Source organism: Desulfonatronum thiosulfatophilum (genome assembly GCF_900104215.1).
Lineage (GTDB): Bacteria > Desulfobacterota > Desulfovibrionia > Desulfovibrionales > Desulfonatronaceae > Desulfonatronum > Desulfonatronum thiosulfatophilum.
Genome location: NZ_FMXO01000013.1, coordinates 56,268 through 71,921, shown reverse-complemented (window position 1 = coordinate 71,921; position 15,654 = coordinate 56,268). Strand labels below are relative to the sequence as shown.

At 59.0% G+C, this 15,654-nt stretch carries 14 protein-coding genes; 5 read left to right on the top strand and 9 right to left on the bottom strand.

Annotation, left to right across the window (positions count from 1 at the left end):
• Positions 1-4: 4 nt before the first annotated feature.
• The 5 genes from BLP93_RS11650 to pal are packed head-to-tail and all read left to right on the top strand — an operon-like array spanning position 5 to position 4,110.
• A complete protein-coding gene (locus BLP93_RS11650; protein WP_092121725.1) occupies positions 5-739 on the top strand; it encodes a MotA/TolQ/ExbB proton channel family protein in 735 nt (244 codons plus the stop codon).
• 27 nt (positions 740-766) lie between these two features.
• Positions 767-1,177 carry an ExbD/TolR family protein gene (locus tag BLP93_RS11645; RefSeq protein WP_092121722.1) on the top strand — a complete coding sequence of 137 codons (411 nt, stop codon included), beginning with the start codon at positions 767-769 and terminating at the stop codon, positions 1,175-1,177.
• A 24-nt stretch (positions 1,178-1,201) separates the two neighbouring features.
• Positions 1,202-2,149: an energy transducer TonB gene (locus BLP93_RS11640; protein ID WP_092121719.1), complete on the top strand. Its 948-nt coding sequence runs from the start codon at positions 1,202-1,204 to the stop codon at positions 2,147-2,149.
• A 5-nt stretch (positions 2,150-2,154) separates the two neighbouring features.
• Entirely contained in the window at positions 2,155-3,486 is a 1,332-nt protein-coding gene (locus BLP93_RS11635; protein ID WP_092121717.1) for a PD40 domain-containing protein, read from the top strand.
• Positions 3,487-3,525: 39 nt separating this feature from the next.
• Entirely contained in the window at positions 3,526-4,110 is a 585-nt protein-coding gene (gene pal, locus BLP93_RS11630; RefSeq protein WP_092121714.1) for a peptidoglycan-associated lipoprotein Pal, read from the top strand.
• A gap of 262 nt (positions 4,111-4,372) precedes the next feature.
• Here pal and BLP93_RS11625 read toward each other — a convergent pair whose 3' ends face one another.
• The 9 genes from BLP93_RS11625 to BLP93_RS11585 form a co-directional block, all read right to left on the bottom strand.
• On the bottom strand, positions 4,373-5,941 hold the full coding sequence (locus BLP93_RS11625) for a methyl-accepting chemotaxis protein (RefSeq protein WP_092121711.1): 1,569 nt from the start codon (positions 5,939-5,941) through the stop codon (positions 4,373-4,375).
• Between the two features lie 21 nt (positions 5,942-5,962).
• Complete coding sequence (locus BLP93_RS11620; RefSeq protein WP_139162988.1) at positions 5,963-6,976, bottom strand: nucleoside recognition domain-containing protein; 1,014 nt, start codon at positions 6,974-6,976, stop codon at positions 5,963-5,965.
• Between the two features lie 132 nt (positions 6,977-7,108).
• A complete protein-coding gene (locus tag BLP93_RS11615; RefSeq protein ID WP_092121705.1) occupies positions 7,109-8,569 on the bottom strand; it encodes a tRNA nucleotidyltransferase/poly(A) polymerase-related protein in 1,461 nt (486 codons plus the stop codon).
• The gene (locus BLP93_RS11610) at positions 8,566-10,428 is read right to left on the bottom strand and encodes a putative nucleotidyltransferase substrate binding domain-containing protein (RefSeq protein WP_092121702.1); all 1,863 of its coding nucleotides are present in this window, start codon (positions 10,426-10,428) and stop codon (positions 8,566-8,568) included. The genes BLP93_RS11615 and BLP93_RS11610 overlap by 4 nt, the downstream gene beginning before the upstream one ends.
• Entirely contained in the window at positions 10,425-11,972 is a 1,548-nt protein-coding gene (locus BLP93_RS11605) for a sodium:solute symporter family transporter (RefSeq protein ID WP_092121699.1), read from the bottom strand. Before BLP93_RS11605 ends, BLP93_RS11610 begins: the two co-directional genes overlap by 4 nt.
• A gap of 1 nt (position 11,973) precedes the next feature.
• Positions 11,974-12,282 (bottom strand): DUF485 domain-containing protein, encoded by a 309-nt coding sequence (locus tag BLP93_RS11600; RefSeq protein WP_092121697.1) that lies wholly within the window; start codon positions 12,280-12,282, stop codon positions 11,974-11,976.
• A gap of 191 nt (positions 12,283-12,473) precedes the next feature.
• Positions 12,474-13,493 (bottom strand): NAD-dependent epimerase/dehydratase family protein, encoded by a 1,020-nt coding sequence (locus BLP93_RS11595; RefSeq protein ID WP_092121694.1) that lies wholly within the window; start codon positions 13,491-13,493, stop codon positions 12,474-12,476.
• Positions 13,490-13,801: a hypothetical protein gene (locus BLP93_RS11590; protein WP_092121691.1), complete on the bottom strand. Its 312-nt coding sequence runs from the start codon at positions 13,799-13,801 to the stop codon at positions 13,490-13,492. Before BLP93_RS11590 ends, BLP93_RS11595 begins: the two co-directional genes overlap by 4 nt.
• A gap of 47 nt (positions 13,802-13,848) precedes the next feature.
• The gene (locus BLP93_RS11585) at positions 13,849-15,507 is read right to left on the bottom strand and encodes an ABC1 kinase family protein (protein WP_161946306.1); all 1,659 of its coding nucleotides are present in this window, start codon (positions 15,505-15,507) and stop codon (positions 13,849-13,851) included.
• Positions 15,508-15,654 lie beyond the last annotated feature (147 nt).

Sequence of the window (15,654 nt, the reverse complement as noted above, 5' to 3'; positions counted from 1 at the left end):
TTCCATGGAATTTGTTCCTCAATCAGGCATTTGGGATCTGGTGCGTCAGGCTACCATTGTCGTGCAATTGGTCATGCTGCTTCTGGTGGGCATGTCCTTGGCCAGTTGGAGCATTATCTTTTATAAAATCATCATTCTGCGCCGGGCAAAGCAACAGGCTCTTGCTGATTTCAAGCGTTTTCAGAACGCCCCGGATCTTGGTTCGGCCGTGCATATCCTGGCTCGAAGCGCGGATTCGCCCCTGTATCCTTTGGCATATCAGGCGGTGGCGGAATTGAAACGGCTGGAGGGTTCTGCTCTGCCCGCGGCCCAGAGAAGCCGCATTGCCATGGACAACCTGCGGCGCGTCCTGCGTCAGAACGTGAGCAATTCGCTTCGCAACATGGCGTCATCGCTCTCTTTTTTGGCCACCTGCGCCAGTTCCGCCCCCTTTATCGGCCTGTTCGGCACGGTATGGGGCATCATGCACTCCTTTCATGCCATCGGCTTGATGGGCAGCGCCTCCCTGGCCACGGTGGCTCCGGGACTCTCCGAGGCCCTCGTGGCTACGGCTATAGGTCTGGCCGTGGCTATTCCCGCGTCCGTCGCCTACAATTTTTTTCGCGGTCAGCTGGGCAGCATCGAGGTGGAACTGATCAATTTCGCCGGCGCGTTTCTGAACCGCGTGCAGCGTGAACTGCCCTGGATTTCCGGTCAGGTCGAGGTCGAGGAAAACGGCTTGACCGACCCAGATATTTGATTGAATCGGTAAAAGAGGATTAAAATCATGGAATCCCATTCCGGTCAGGGATATATGGACCAGATGAACGTGGTCCCTTTCGTGGATGTCATGCTTGTACTGCTGGTCATCTTTATGGTCACGGCGCCGTTCATGACGGAGGGTCTGGAGGTGGATTTGCCTCAGACCCGCACCGTGCAGACCCTGCCCCAGGATGAGGACACACTGGTGCTGACGGTCCGTCGGGACGGCACCATACTTTTGGATGAATACGAGGTCGCCCTGGAGGAACTCGGAACGCATGTCGCCCGGCTGATCCAGACCCGCGACAAGATCCTGTATCTCCGGGCAGACAAGGACGTACCGTACGGTCTCGTGGTTCAGGTCATGGCCGAGGCCAGAGAAGCCGGGGTGGATCGCCTGGGCATCGTGGCCGAAGCGGAATCGCGGGAACAGTAATTGGAACGGTTTTAAGAGGTATCTGTGGGTTTTTCCACGCAAGTACGTGTTTTCGGGTTGTCCCTTCTCCTGCACATCATTGTGGTGGGGCTAGGGTTGATCCAATTGTCCTCCAGCAAGCAGATTCATGTTCGGCTGGATCAGCCTGTGGTCTACCAGGTGGACCTTGTCCGGCTGGAGCCGCCGGCTCCGGGTCGTCCCGCGCCGGTGGCGCCAGCGCCTCAGCCTGCTCCCCCGGCGCCTCCTCCGGTGGTGCAGGAGCAGGCGAAGCCGGCGCCAACGCCGCCCAAGCCCGCCCCTCCGGCGCCTCCTCCGCCGCAACCCAAGGCCGAGGTGCGCATTCCGGAACAACCCAAGCCTACACCGGCGCCTCCTAAGCCGGCCCCAGCCCCGGCACCGCCCAAGCCCGCGCCGGCCCCGGAACCGCCCAAGCCGGCCCCGGAACCGCCCAAGCCTGCACCGGCACCAGAACCGCCCGAGCCTGCACCGTCGCCGGAGCCAAAACCGGATCCGCCCGCACCCACTCCGACTCCGCCAAAACCGACGACTCCGGCGCCGCCGCAACGAACCGAGCCGACACGGGAGCAGATCTTGGCCGAGGCGCTTGGCGCGGTCCAGAAGGACGTGTCCCAGCGTAGCCAGCCCACTGCTCCAGGAGCAGGCCAGGGAGGTGCGGAGGGCCAAGTCGGCTACGGCGGACTGGTGGAGGTTTACGCCCAGATCGTGGAAAATCGCATCAAGGCCCAATGGCGTTTTCCAAAGGGCGGATCTCGCCAGGATTTGAGCACGACCCTGGAAATTCAGGTGGACAGGGATGGTCGGGTGCTCGGCAGTCGCGTCATTCGTTCATCGGGCCGTGCGGACTTTGATGCTTCAACCGAACGGGCCGTGGAGGAAACAGGGCAGCTTCCGCCGCCGCCGCGACCCGATCTGCGCACAATCCGCATTACGTTTAATCTTCAGGAGTTGTAACAACTATGTCTCTCAAGCATAAACCGAATCTTCGGTGGAGCATTCGCATAATTTCTTTTTTTCTTTGCGTATGGGGCTTTGTACCGGTTGCCTGGGCGCAGCAAACCCTGAGCATCGACATCTACGGCCCGGGACAGTCCCAGTTGAACCTGGTTGCCGCCACCCCCCTCGGAATTCCTTCCGGACAGCCGGTTCCCCCCAAGGCGGCCATTCTTGCGGATCATTTGCGGGAATACCTGAGTTTCATGCCATTCCTCCGCCTCGTCCCCGGTTCCCAGGTGCTTGGCGGAGACGTATTGGAAGGAGTCTCGGCCGCGGACATTGACTTCCGGCGCTTTCGCCTTGAGCGTGTCGATCTGGTCCTTACCTCCGGTTGGACCAGCGGTGGGGATTCCGTGGAACTGCGAGTCTATGAGACATTTGAGCAGCGTCTGGTCCTGGGCAAGGCCTATTCCGGCGTGACTCAGGAGGAACTGCCGCAGGTGGCGGCCCGGTTCTGCGCGGACCTGATGGCCGAGTTGACCGGGCAGGGAGATTTTTTTCGTTCGACTCTGGCTTTTGTGAGGGCACACGGCGAAAACAAGGAGATCTGGGCAGCTTCGCCCATGGGTCAGGGGCTGCGCCAACTCACCCAACTGGGCGGAATCAGCATGAGTCCGTCCTGGTCCAGGAATGGACAGCATCTCACGTTCACGCTGATCGCCGACGGTCGGCATTACCTGGCGATCCTGGACAAGAGCGACGGTAATGTCCGTCGGGTGCAGTTGCCCGGGAACAGCGTCATATCGCCGGTATTCAATCACGATGGTAAGATATTCGTCAGCCTGAACCCCGAAGGCCGGCCGGACATCTACCAATTGACCGACGACATGAGAATGGGCCCGAGAGTCGCCCAGAGCTGGGCTATTGATATTTCGCCAAGTTTCGACGCAACAGGCTCAAAAATGGCGTTTGTTTCAAGCAGACTTGGAAATCCGCATATTTTCATCATGGACACGGCTTCCGGGGATACCCGCCGTGTGACCTTCGAGGGCACGTACAACACGAATCCCAGCCTCAGCCCGGATGGCAGAATGGTTGTTTTTTCACGCCAAACCAGTGAAGGACATCGCATTTTTCTGCATGACCTGGTTTCCGGGCGCGAGAGGCAGTTGACATTTGGGCCAAGAAATGATGTCAGTCCAGCTTGGGCGCCCGATAATTTTTTCATTGCGTTCAGTTCTGATCGGAGTGGAGAAAGTAAGATTTATCTGACGACTCGACACGGTGATGAAGCCCGGATGGCGCCCCTGGGAGATGGACAACTTTCATCACCGGCTTGGAGCCGGCAACCGTAACTTGTTCATTTGGCATCAACACTTTTAAGGAGAAACTGTATGCGGTGGAATTGGGTTGTTGTTTGTGTGCTGATGTTGGCCATGCTTGCGGCTTTCAGCTCAGGTTGCGCGAAAAAGCAAGTGGATTCCACACCGGTCGGCGTCACCGCCATTGATGCGGAACGAGCCGCCGAGGAGGCCAGGCTTCGGGAAGAGACCAGGCTGCGGGAGCAACAGTTGGAGGAGGAACGTCTATCCAGGGAGCGCAACGAGCAGCAGCGTGCCAGAATGTCCCAGATGGCGGAAATGATCACGGCAAACATGATCCATTTTGCCTATGATTCCTACGAACTGCGGCCTGATGCCCGGGAAATTCTGCAGACCAAGTCCGAGTTGCTGAAGCAGAATCAGGAGATTCGGCTGTTGATCGAAGGTCACACCGACGAGCGCGGCACATCGGAGTACAACCTGGCTCTGGGTGAGCGCCGTGCCCGGGCTGCCTACGAATTCCTGGTCCTCTTGGGCGTCAGCCCCAACAGATTGCAAATCGTCAGCTACGGCAAGGAGCGTCCCTTGAATCCCGCGAGCAACGAAACCGCATGGGCCCAGAACCGTCGCGCCCAGTTCAGATTGCTGGACATGTAGTTTTTCAGCGCTGAAGTTTGATCCATAAAAAATGCCGCCGGACTTTGTCCGGCGGCATTTTTTTGTCGTTAGATCACCTGTGCTGTTGTACTCAGTGCTTTTCGAGCAATGACCTGGGGCTGGGCGCTTTTGGCGGATTCCTGATCAGCGCCCGGGAGCAGGGGCGTACGGTCGGTGAACTGGCGGCCTGGTTCGATGTTACGAAACCGGCGAAGATGTTTGCGACGCCGCAAAACAAGGCAAACCGAACCTCAGCCAGCAGCTACTGCTTTTTCATCTCATCAATGATTGTGTGCAGCTGGACAGCCATCTGGGCCAAGTTGGAGACCGCTTCAGCGGACTGGTTCATGACGTCGCTGGTTTCCGATGAGATCCGGTTGATATCGTCCACGCCCCTGTTGATCTCCTCGCTGGTGGCGGACTGCTGTTCCGCCGCCGTGGCAATGGAGCGAACCTGATCCGCCGCCAGTTCGGCGAGACGCAGGATTTCCTGGAGCGCTTCACCGGAGGCGTTGGCGCGGGACGTGGCCTCGGCAATGGCCGCGGCGGCATGGTCCATGCTCTCGATATTGGTCCGGGTGCCTTGCTGGATGTCCGCGATGGCTTGTCCGACTTCCTTGGTGGCGTTCATGGTTTTCTCGGCCAGTTTGCGCACTTCGTCGGCCACAACGGCAAATCCGCGTCCGGCATCGCCGGCCCGGGCAGCCTCGATGGCCGCGTTCAGAGCCAGGAGGTTGGTCTGGTCCGCTATGTCTTCGATCACGTTCATGATCCGGCCGATCTGCTCTGCCTGTTGGCCGAGTTTGCCCAAGTTGTTTTTCAACTCCAAAGACTGCTTCTGAACCTGGTTGATGGCCGCAACGGACTCGCCGACAATCTTGGTTCCATCTTGGGCCTTCATGCTGGCCTGGGCTGACGCCTCAGCGGCCTGGGAGGCATTTTTGGCGACTTCCAGGACCGTGGCGTTCATTTCTTCCATGGCTGTGGCGGTTTCCGTGGTTCTACTCCGTTGCTCATCGGCACCCCGGCTGGCCTCCTCCACCTGGGCGGCCAGCTCTTCCGCCGCCGTGGCCATGGCGTTGGAAATGTCCGTGGCCCTGGCCGCGGAATTGAAAATCATCTCGTTCTGGGTGCTGAGTTTGGCTTCGGATACCCGAATTTCGCTCAGATCCGTATAGATGCACAGCGCACCCATCATGTTTCCCTCAATGTCGAATAACGGGGAAGCGTCGATATGGATGAAGCGTTTTCCCCCCTTGCGGCCGGTGAACTCCACCTCCTTGCTGATGGATTTCTTGTCCCGCATGGCCAGTCCAAGCACGGTCTGCCGTTTTTCCCCATAGAAAAACATGGACACATCCTGCCCATAATACTGCTCCGGCTTGCCCTCATGCTCCAGCATCCTGATCAGTGCCGGGTTGCCGGAAATAAAGACTTCGTTGACGTCCGTGACTACGTAGGGGGTGACCATGCTGTTCATGACACCCTGGGACAAGCTCAATTTATGCTTCAGGTCGATGAGCATTTCCCGCAGCGCCGTCTGGTTGCCGCCAATCAGGCCGGGGTGACTCCCAAATTCGAAAAATGTGCTGTATTTTCCGGAAACCATGTCTCGCGCGCACTGGGTGTTGGAACGCAAAACTTGAGACAAATTCCGGCTGAAAAGAAGAACCGAAAAGACAACTGCCGTCGAGCCCAGCATCAGCCAGGCCAGGATAACCCACGTCTGCATCTGGTAGAAGAGCAGGGCAGCCGCCACGAGGGGAAGGGCAAGGGCCAACGTGATCAGTGTCAGTCGGAATCCCTCCAGGGAACGTAATAAACGCAGCATGGTCGTCTCCTTGAATTGTAACTATACGGAAAAAAAGGGTGGCGGTTTCCGCTGAACCGCATCCTGGCGAAACAGCAGGCCGTTGATTGTGGATTCCGAAAGGCGGGCCACAATCCGGGAGAGCACCCAAAGAAAGGCCAGGGAAAAAGCCATCCTTGCCAAGAGGATGCCGCCGAGATCCGCACCCAGCAGAAGCATCAGAAGCGTATCCTCGATCAGGGCATGGCAAAGGCCCATGAAGGTCAGGGCCAAAAAAACGTCTTTTGCCGGAATGCGGCCGGAACGGGCCTCATGAATAATTAATCCGCCGCCGTAGGACAAGCCCAGGGTCACGCCGACAATAGTGATGGTTCCGGCTTCCCGGCCGATGCCCATGGAATTGAATACTGGAGAGAGCAGGCGGATCATCAAGTCCGTGATACCCAAACGTTTGAGGATGTCCAGCAGCATGAGCATGACCAGAACGATGGTCGCGATGCCGGCAAGATTGCGGATTTCACGAAGCACCCAGGCGGGGAGGCCGGAAGGGGGCGCATCGGGAATCCATGCCGGCTGGACAAAACCCGTCCCCCAGTTCAGCCCTGCATAGATCATGTACAGCAGCCAGCCGCAAAGCATGGCCGCAATCATTCGGATCAGGAACTGCGTACGGATCCGTGCCCCGGAGCGGCGGGCAATGCTCAGTTCCACCGGCAAGCCGTGGGCAATGAGCATCATGGTTGCAATGACCGTGACCTGGGCGGAAGTCAAGGGAGTTTCCGGCAGCAGGGTGATCAGGACAATGGCGGCGGCATAAAGGTTGGTCAGCAAAGCCGTGGCCCAGACCAGACCCACGGAGCCGGGGAGTCCGAAGAGTTGCATCAGGGGGGCCATGTAATGACCGAGTTCAGCCACAAGCCCCAGTTCCTGCAAAATTTTCATAAGGATCATCACCGGAATCATGATCTTGAAGAGTGCCGCGCAGACGCCAAGGGCATCGATGATGTTTCTGCGTAAAAACAGCAGGACAGCATGCAGAGAGTTCGGCACCGTCATTGTGAGGCCTTGAATATGGAAGTTGAGTGAAAGGTCGCGGTGGCTGCGCAATATCCGTTCCGGAGCCGTCTTACAAGAGGAAACCGCTCCAGCATTATCAAATGGTCCTTCGGCATCTTCTTCAACTGATTATTACTCCGTTTGTATCAACTCCCGGGCCATCTTCACAGCCTGTTCCCGGTTCGTGATTTCTCCTGAATCCTGGGCTTCCTGAAGCAGTTTGAGGGTCCGGCCCAGTGCCGGACCCGGGATCATGCCCAGGGCCAACAGGTCGCGTCCGGTGAGCAGAGGGGAGGCTGTCAGGGTTGTCTGCGCCTCTTCCAGGTATTCGCTAACCAGGTTGATGGATTGTTTTTCCTGATCCCGGCGATCCTGGAGCAGGCTGCCCGGGCCAAGGGTGGCGCGAATGTCCGCCAGGCAGAGTAGAGTGGCGGGGATCAGGTCCGATCCCAGGCGGCGCATCCAGCGCAGGCGCGCTTTTTTCTTGGCTTCTGGGCGAAGCAGCGTGCCGATGTGCATGTGGTGGCGGATGAGAGACGCGATGTAGTCGCGTTCCGCCGCGGACAGGCGCAGTCTGCCCGCAATGGCATGCGCCTTCTCCGCTCCCAAGGCGTCGTGTCCATAAAATGTGGTTCTGCCGGTTGACGGATTGCGACCTCTGGACTGGGGTTTGCCCACGTCGTGCAGGAATACCGCCAGTTTCAGCCAGGGCAGCCGCCACGCTGAAAGGTTTTGGCGGACCTGCTCGTGCTGCGGGCCAAAAAGCGTTTCCAGACCGGCAAGACAAATTTCCAGCTGTTCCACCGCAAAGAGAGAATGGCCGAGAACGTCCAAATGGTGGAAATGATTCTGGCTGCATCCCCGCATGGCCTCGATCTCCGGGAAGAGCACGGGCAGCACCCCGGCCCGGTCCAGTTCCGGAAGCAGGTTGCCGCCGCACGGACATTCCAGGATCAGCCGCAGTTCCAGGTTGATGCGTTCAGCCGCTATCGCGGACAAGGCCGAGGCATGGTCGGCAAAGTCGGCGAAGGTCGCGGGATCTATCCGCCATCCCAGCTGGGCGCGCAAGCGGAAACCGCGCAGGATGCGCACCGGGTCTTGCGCAATGGTTAGTGGGCCGGTGTGGCGCACGAGGCCCCCGCGCAGATCAGCGAGCCCGCCGTGAGGATCGATCATGTTCGGTAGGTGTGTACGGGTTGCGGAAAAACTGTTCAGCTCCAGGGCCATGGCATTGACGGTGAAATCGCGGCGCTGCAAATCGTCGATGATGTCGCGGCCGTGAATCTCGGTGATATCTAAGAAATTGGAGGGAATATTCAGTTCTTTGGCAAGATCGTCACGGAAAACCACCCGATAGCTGGGAGGATCGTGGTCATGGCCCAGCGGGACCAGACGGGTTCCAGGTCCTGCGGCGATTCGAGCGGAGAAGTTCGCGGCTCCTCGGCAGACCAGATCCAGGTCCCTGATCGGCCTGCCCAGAACCAGATCCCGAACGCCTCCTCCCACAAGAAAGAGGCCGCCCTCGGGTGCGGGGAACCGGTCAAGCCATTTGCGCAGGCGGCGAAGCGGCGAATTCGGGACTAAGAGGGTCATGTCAGCAGGTGCAGGCCGTATTTGGTGAACAGCAGGGATTGGAATTCAGCAACGATTTTGAAGGCATCCTTGAGCATGTCTCGTTCCATGGCCGAGAATTGGTCCGGGAAGATGAAATTGTCGGGTTGGTGGTTTGATCTGACCTGGTGCGTCTGGAACCGGACACGCAGGGTCTGGAAGGATGCATAGGCTTCCTGAATGCCGGCGCTCAGGCCGGCCGAAAAAACGCCCCTGTCATGCAGAAGCCTGATTCGTTCCTCGGTGGACGTTTCCAGAACACCATGTTCCACGGCCAGGGTCCGGACGCCCTGGGTAATGGGAAAGACTCCCCCCTTTTTAATGTCCACAGCGCCTTTGTGGTTTCCGCGTTTTTCCAGGATGAACTTGTTGAAAAAGCTCACGGGAGGCTTGAACCGCACGGCTTCATTGGCCATGTATTTCAGGATGAAGGGGCTTTGGGCGATGCGCCTGAACAGATAGGACTTCAGATGGCCGGCCAGTTGGGCATCGCCGGCCACGGGGCGCATGTCCGACAGCAGTGACGTTTTGAGAATGGTGTTGCGATCCGTTCCACGAGTCAATGCATCCACCGTATCCAGCCACTCGTCGATGCTCATCCGCCAATCCGGATTGGTGATCATGACCTGGTGCGGGCAGGGAGGGATGCCGAGATCAAGCAGGGCCCGGATGAATTTGTCGGCAAATATTTCGAAGAAGCGCCGGGCATGTTCCGCGTGCGTTGCGGAATGGATCAGGGCGTTGTCCTGATCCGTGGCCAGATACTGTTCCCGGCGGCCTTCGCTGCCCAGGGCCGCCAGACAGAAGGATGCGGGAGGCGGATGATCCATTTCGGCCAGGACCAGGTCATGAACCTTATCGAGGATCTGGTCTCGCATGTCGCTGGTCAAGCGACCGATCTGCAGGATTCCGATTCCCTCGACCACGGAGCGGGCGACCATTTTCTGGACTTGATCAAAAACCTTGGTCAGGGCCGTCAGGTTTTCAGCCCGTCTGATTTCCCCGGCCAGATAGACGGGGTTTTCCCCTTTCACGGAGAGCAGGTCTCGATCCTCGATGATGCCGAAAATTTTCGTTTGGCCATCCCGGACGACCAGTCTGCGGATGCCCGACCGGACCATTCTGGAAAAAGCCTCGAACAACAAGCCGTCCGGTTTGATGGTGATCACCGGGCTGGACATAATGGACCGGATGGCGGCGGTGTCGGGATGTATGTCTTGGGCTACGATCTTTTTCAGGATGTCGTGTTCCGTTACGATGCCCAGCACGTTCTGCTCCTGTCCAACCAGGCAGGTCGTGACATTTTCGCGCTGCATAAGCTTGGCCGCCTGGGACACGGTGGCCTCGGCGGGGACATAGACCGGCTTTTTGATGGTCACATCCCGCAGGGACAGGCGCAGGTAGGGATCGATACGGGAAACATCGCGTCGGTCTCGGATATCGACGATTTTCTTTCGGAAAATTTTGGCCTTGCGGCGAAGATGTCGGTCGATGCTTTGGCGGCGCCGCAGAAGCTGAAAAGCGGAAGCGGGTAGGACTACAAGCAAACTGTCCTGGACGGCGGTGACGGATTCTCCGCTTGGGGAGGGAAAATAGTTTTGGACATGGCCGAAGAAATCACCCCGGATCAGGGTGTCGATGATCTCGTTGTCCACCATGACCCGCAGTGTTCCATCCCGGACGACGTACAGCGACCGTTCGTCTTCCCGGTCCGGAACCAGGACTGCTCCGGCCGGAGCGGGCTCCAGCCGTGCATCAAGTCCGACCTCCTCCAGTTCTTCCTGGAGGAGGTCGGTAAAAGGGTGGATTTTAGAAAGAAAGGCAATGAGTTCGCGGTTCATTCAGCTCCGACGCCCAGGTAGTTCCTGATCTTCTGATCCTCGTACTTGCGTGAGGCCTCGGCATCCGGCCTGAGTTTCGACCCCACGTATCCCATGACGAATGCACCGGTCATGGAGATGATGGCCGGGTTTCGCAACGGAAAGATAGCCATGGGGTTATGGAGGATGTCAACCCAGACCGTGGGGCTGATGATGATCAGGCCCACGGCCAGGGTTGTTCCCGTGGCAATGCTCAGGACCGCGCCGAAGGTCGAGAAATTTCGCCACAGAATGGACATGATCAGGGCCGGAAAGTTGGCGCTGGCAGCGATGGCGAAGGCCAGGCCGACCATGAAGGCCACGTTCTGCCCCTTGAAGGCCAGTCCAAGGGCAATGGCCACGACGCCCAGAGCCAGGGTGGCCATGCGGGCCACTTTGACCTCTTCCTCCTCGGAAGACTTGCCGGAGCGGAAAACGCTGACAAAGAGGTCGTGGGACAGGGTGCTGGCTCCGGAGAGGGTCAGCCCGGCCACCACGGCCAGAATGGTGGCAAAGGCCACGGCTGCGATGAATCCGAGGAAGACCGTCCCCCCGGTGGCTTCGGCCAGGAGCAGCGCGGCCATATTGCCTCCGGAATCCATGGCGGCAATGACGTCCTGCCCGACGATGACCATGGCGCCGAAGCCGATGGTGAAGGTCAGGATATAGAAGTAGCCGATGAAACCCGTGGCGTAGAATACGGATTTGCGGGCTTCCTTGGCGTCGGGCACGGTGTAGAAGCGCATCAGGATATGCGGAAGTCCTGCCGTGCCGAACATCAGGGCCATGCCCAGGGAAATGGCGTCCCAGGGGTTGGAGACCAATCCGCCGGGTTCCAGAACTTGACCTCCGTAGGTGATGGCCGCCTGCCTGAACAGTTCTCCATAGCTGAAGTCGAATTGCAGCATGACGAAGAAGACCATTATCGTCGCCCCGCCAAGAAGCAGGACCGCCTTGATGATCTGGACCCAGGTCGTGGCCAGCATGCCCCCGAAGAGTACGTACATCATCATGACCGCACCGACGATGACCACGGCGATTTCATACGGCATCCCGAAGATCATCGTGATCAGCGAACCGGAGCCGACCATCTGGGCGATAAGATAGAAGCACACGGTCATCAACGAACCGATGGACGCAGCGATGCGGATCGGTTTCTGCGAAAGACGATAGGCCACCACGTCAACGAAAGTGTATTTTCCGAGATTACGCAGGGGTTCGGCGATGAGGAACATAATGATCGGCCATCCCACCAGAAAACCGATGGAGTAGATCAGGCCGTCGTATCCCCGCAGGGATACCAATCCGGCAATGCCCAGAAAAGAGGCCGCGCTCATGTAGTCGCCGGCCAGGGCCAGGCCGTTCTGCATGCCGGTCACGCTTCTGCCGGCGGCATAGAACTGGGATGCGGACTGGCTTTTTTTCGCCGCGTAATAGGTGACCAGGAGGGTGGCGCAGATGAAGACAAGAAAAAACATGATGGACGTGGCATTGGGCTGGCCTATGGAAGTGACGACTGGGTCCATGCTACTGCCTCCTCATGCTTTTGAGCACATCCTGAACGGACTTGTCATAGGATGAGTTGGCCCAGAAGACGTAGACCCCGGTCAGGACCCAGGCCAGGACAATCAGCAGGATGCCGACGGGAATTCCCAGGGTCATATGCTCCCCGACCTTTACGGCCAGCAGGTCACTGGCAAAAGCGAGAACGAGAATGAATCCGTAATACGCGATCAGCAGGATCGCGGCGAGGGTGAGTGAGACTTTCCACTTGCGGACAATCAAATCTTGAAATTTCTTGTGGTCCAAAGTGGCCGGCGAACGATCGTTGGTCATGGGCAGCTCCTTTAAGGTGAAAGCCGACCCGAAATCCGGGTCGGAGGGATTTGCGGAATCTGTCCACCCATGTTCAGAAAAGCACATGTTCGTCGCTGAGCGGTAAAAATAGAAAGGTCAGAGAACCTTTTTTATGAAATCGTAAAGACTTGACACCATAGCGGTGAAGTCATGAACGTACCGGTTTAGGATCAGGCGTCCGGCAAAGGGCAGGCCCCTTTGTCCAGGTAGCAGGCGCAGCGGTCGCGGACCGAAGGCAGCCAGGAAAAGGGGACGTTTTCGCAGAATATCTCGGCCATGCCATCGAGCACGGTCGGGTAGCGGAGTTCCAGACCCAGCTCCGGGAAGAGCAGGTTCGGGCGGACGGCCACCCGCAGATTGAACCCGCGTACGGCGTCCGTGGTCAGCAGGGCCGGGCGGCGCAGCAGGCGGTACCAGGTTTCCAGCACGGTGCACCCCGTCATGGCCAGCCACACCGGAACCTTCAGGTGACGGAAGTGGGGGTACAGTTCTTTGGCCTGGGTCATGAACGCGGCCCAGCTCATGGGCTGGTTGTCGCCCACCGGAGTGGCGCCGCTCCAGTCGGAGAGGGCCGCGGCGCGCAGGATTCGGGCCGCGTCATGGACATGCATGTGGGAAAAGACATTGTCGCCCGGGCCGGGCTGGATCACCCAGCCGCGCCGGATGTGGTCGAACATCAGGGACGTGGCCCCGTAGATGTGTGGAAGGCGGATGATGGCCAAGCGCATCCCGGCTTCCCCGGCCATTCTGGTCAGCACCTGTTCCGCTTCGACCTTGGCCCGGCCATAGCCGAGGGTGGGGGTCAGAGGGGTATCGGCGTCAATGAAACCTTCATGGCTCTTGTAGACCAGCAGACTGGAAGCGAAAACGAAGGACCGGACCCCGGCAGCCGCGGCCACGCGCAGCAGCTCTGCCGAACCGCCCACCAACGTCGGCCGGACCAGCTCGTAGCGTTCGAACAGGGCTCTGCCGCCCAGATGGATCACGGTATCCACGCCCTGAACGGCCCGTTGCAGACTCTGAACATCTTCCAGATCGCCCGGGATGATCTTTACGTCCAGGCCCTTGAGCAGCGCGGCCCTGGACGGCCGGCGGACCAGAAGCCTCGGGACCATGTTCCGGGCCGCCAGCTGTCGGGCCAATTCCAGGCCGATGAAGCCCGTGGCTCCGGTAACCAGAATCCGGCTCATGGACTACTCCGCAGTTCGGCAACAGCCTGTTCCAGCAACTCAATCCGGGCTTGCAGGATGTCCAGATCCCGTTTTCGGGCCAAGCCGAGGTCCGCGAGAATCCGTGCGGTTTCCTCCTCACCACGTATGTTCAGACTGGCCAGTTCCTCGGATATTCCGGCAGCGAACTTGTCCAGGGGGGAGCGCATGGTTTCCGGGCCGACCTGCAGCGTCTTCAGGATCTCGTTCGCCTTGTCCGCAAGCCCCTGGGAGAGCAGCAATCCCGCACCCAATCCGGTCTGGAATCCTTTCTGAAAAAGGTCCGACATTCATTTCTCCCAAAAGCGCTCGTCCAGGAGCGGTTGAAACATAATCATCAGGTTCCGCGGAACATCTTCCAGGCCAGAAAAACCCCCAGCAGGCCGGACACGCTGAATCCGGCCACGCCCAGGGCAGGCACGCCGTTCCAGTGCGGTCCAACATCTGAAATATAGACTAGGGTCGAGCCGATGATCAATGCCGCCGTGATCAGGGCACCGCCGAGACGGTTGCCGATCAGGCGGAGCTGGTCGGGAAAATGGCCGAAATCGCTCTGGTGCAGTTCCACGGACAGCTTGCCGGCCACGGCCGTATCCAGCAGCTTGGTGATCCGTCTGGGCAGATTGACCAGCTCATCCATCCGCTGCTCCAGGTTGTCGAGCAGGGTCTTGTCGGACAGGCCTGGAACCATTCGTCGCAGCGAGTAGCGCGCGGCCACGGGGCGCAGGGCTTCCAGGGAATCAAAATCAGGGTCGACCACACGCCCGGCAGCCTCGATGGAAAGCAGGGCTCGGGCCATCAGGATGTAGTCCGAGCGAAGGAATATTCCGTAATCGCGGCATAGATTGGTCAAGTCCAGCAGAAAGCGGCCCAGATTGACCTCGCCCAGGGGGACATGCATGCCTTCCAGGATGAACATGACATCGGCCTCGAACCGTTGCTCGTCCATCAACGGAGGCACGCTGACCGCCATGTCCATGGCCACTTGGGCCACCCTGGTCGGGTCATTCTTGGCCAGGGCCACGATGTAGTCCACCAGGGCCGAGCGCATGTCCGGCGTCAGGCGGCCGCACATGCCGAAGTCGAAAAAGCAGATCTTGTCCTCATCCACGATTTTCAGGTTGCCCAGGTGCGGGTCGGCATGGAAAAAGCCGTACTCGAGCATCTGGCGCACCGTGGCGTTTAGACCGAGCAGGGCCAAGTCCCTGCGTGTTTCCGGATCGCCGTGGAACATGTCCAGGCGGCGGCCCTGGACAAAGCTCATCACCAAAACGCTCTCCCGGGCCAGATCCGGGTGCACATCGGGCGCGAAAACCCGGGGCTCTTCCGCAAAAATTTGGTTGAAGAGCAGCATACTCCGGGCCTCATTGGTGAAGTCCAACTCCCGCAGGATGGACTTGTGGACTTCCGCGACAATGTCGGGCAACCGCGCCGTACGTAGGGAGATTATCCGTTCGTTGGCCAGTCCGGCCAGGAAGGCCATGATCTCCAGGTCCGCGGCCAGAATTTTGCGGATTCCCGGCCGCTGCACCTTGACCGCCACCAAAGCGCCGGTGTCCTTGCGTCGTGCCCGGTGGACCTGGGACAAGGACGCCGCGGCCACGGGTTCCGCCTCGAACTCGATAAACAGGTTTTCCAGGGCAGTGCCATAGGCTTCTTCAACAACCGCGCGGACGTCTTCGAACCGCTCGCGCCGGACATCCTCCTGCAATCCTTTGAGTTCGTCGCACAATTCGAGGGGAATCAGATCCGGGCGCATGGACAATAGCTGCCCGATCTTCACCGGAGCCGGCCCCAGTTCCTCGATCACCCGCCGCAATCGAGCCGAGGGCGTCATGTCCTTGGAAAGAGTGCAGGCCCGGCGGCAATTCCAGGGAAAGCGGCTTACCCCGAGCTGGGCCAATAAGCTGCCGAAGCCATACTTGATGAGTTTCCCGGCAATAACCGCGAAGCGCGAGGTGGCGGTCAGTCTGCCGGCATGGAGGGAGTGATTCATGGACATCTTCGTCTTCTCATGGTTCGAGGCAGTAGCTGGCAAGGATTGCGAAGTCGCAAGCTCAGATCAGCAGTACTTGGAGAGGAGATGCTGCAAGTTTGGTGAAAAGCATAATCAGATGATGATTCTCCTGTAAATTTTCGGCTC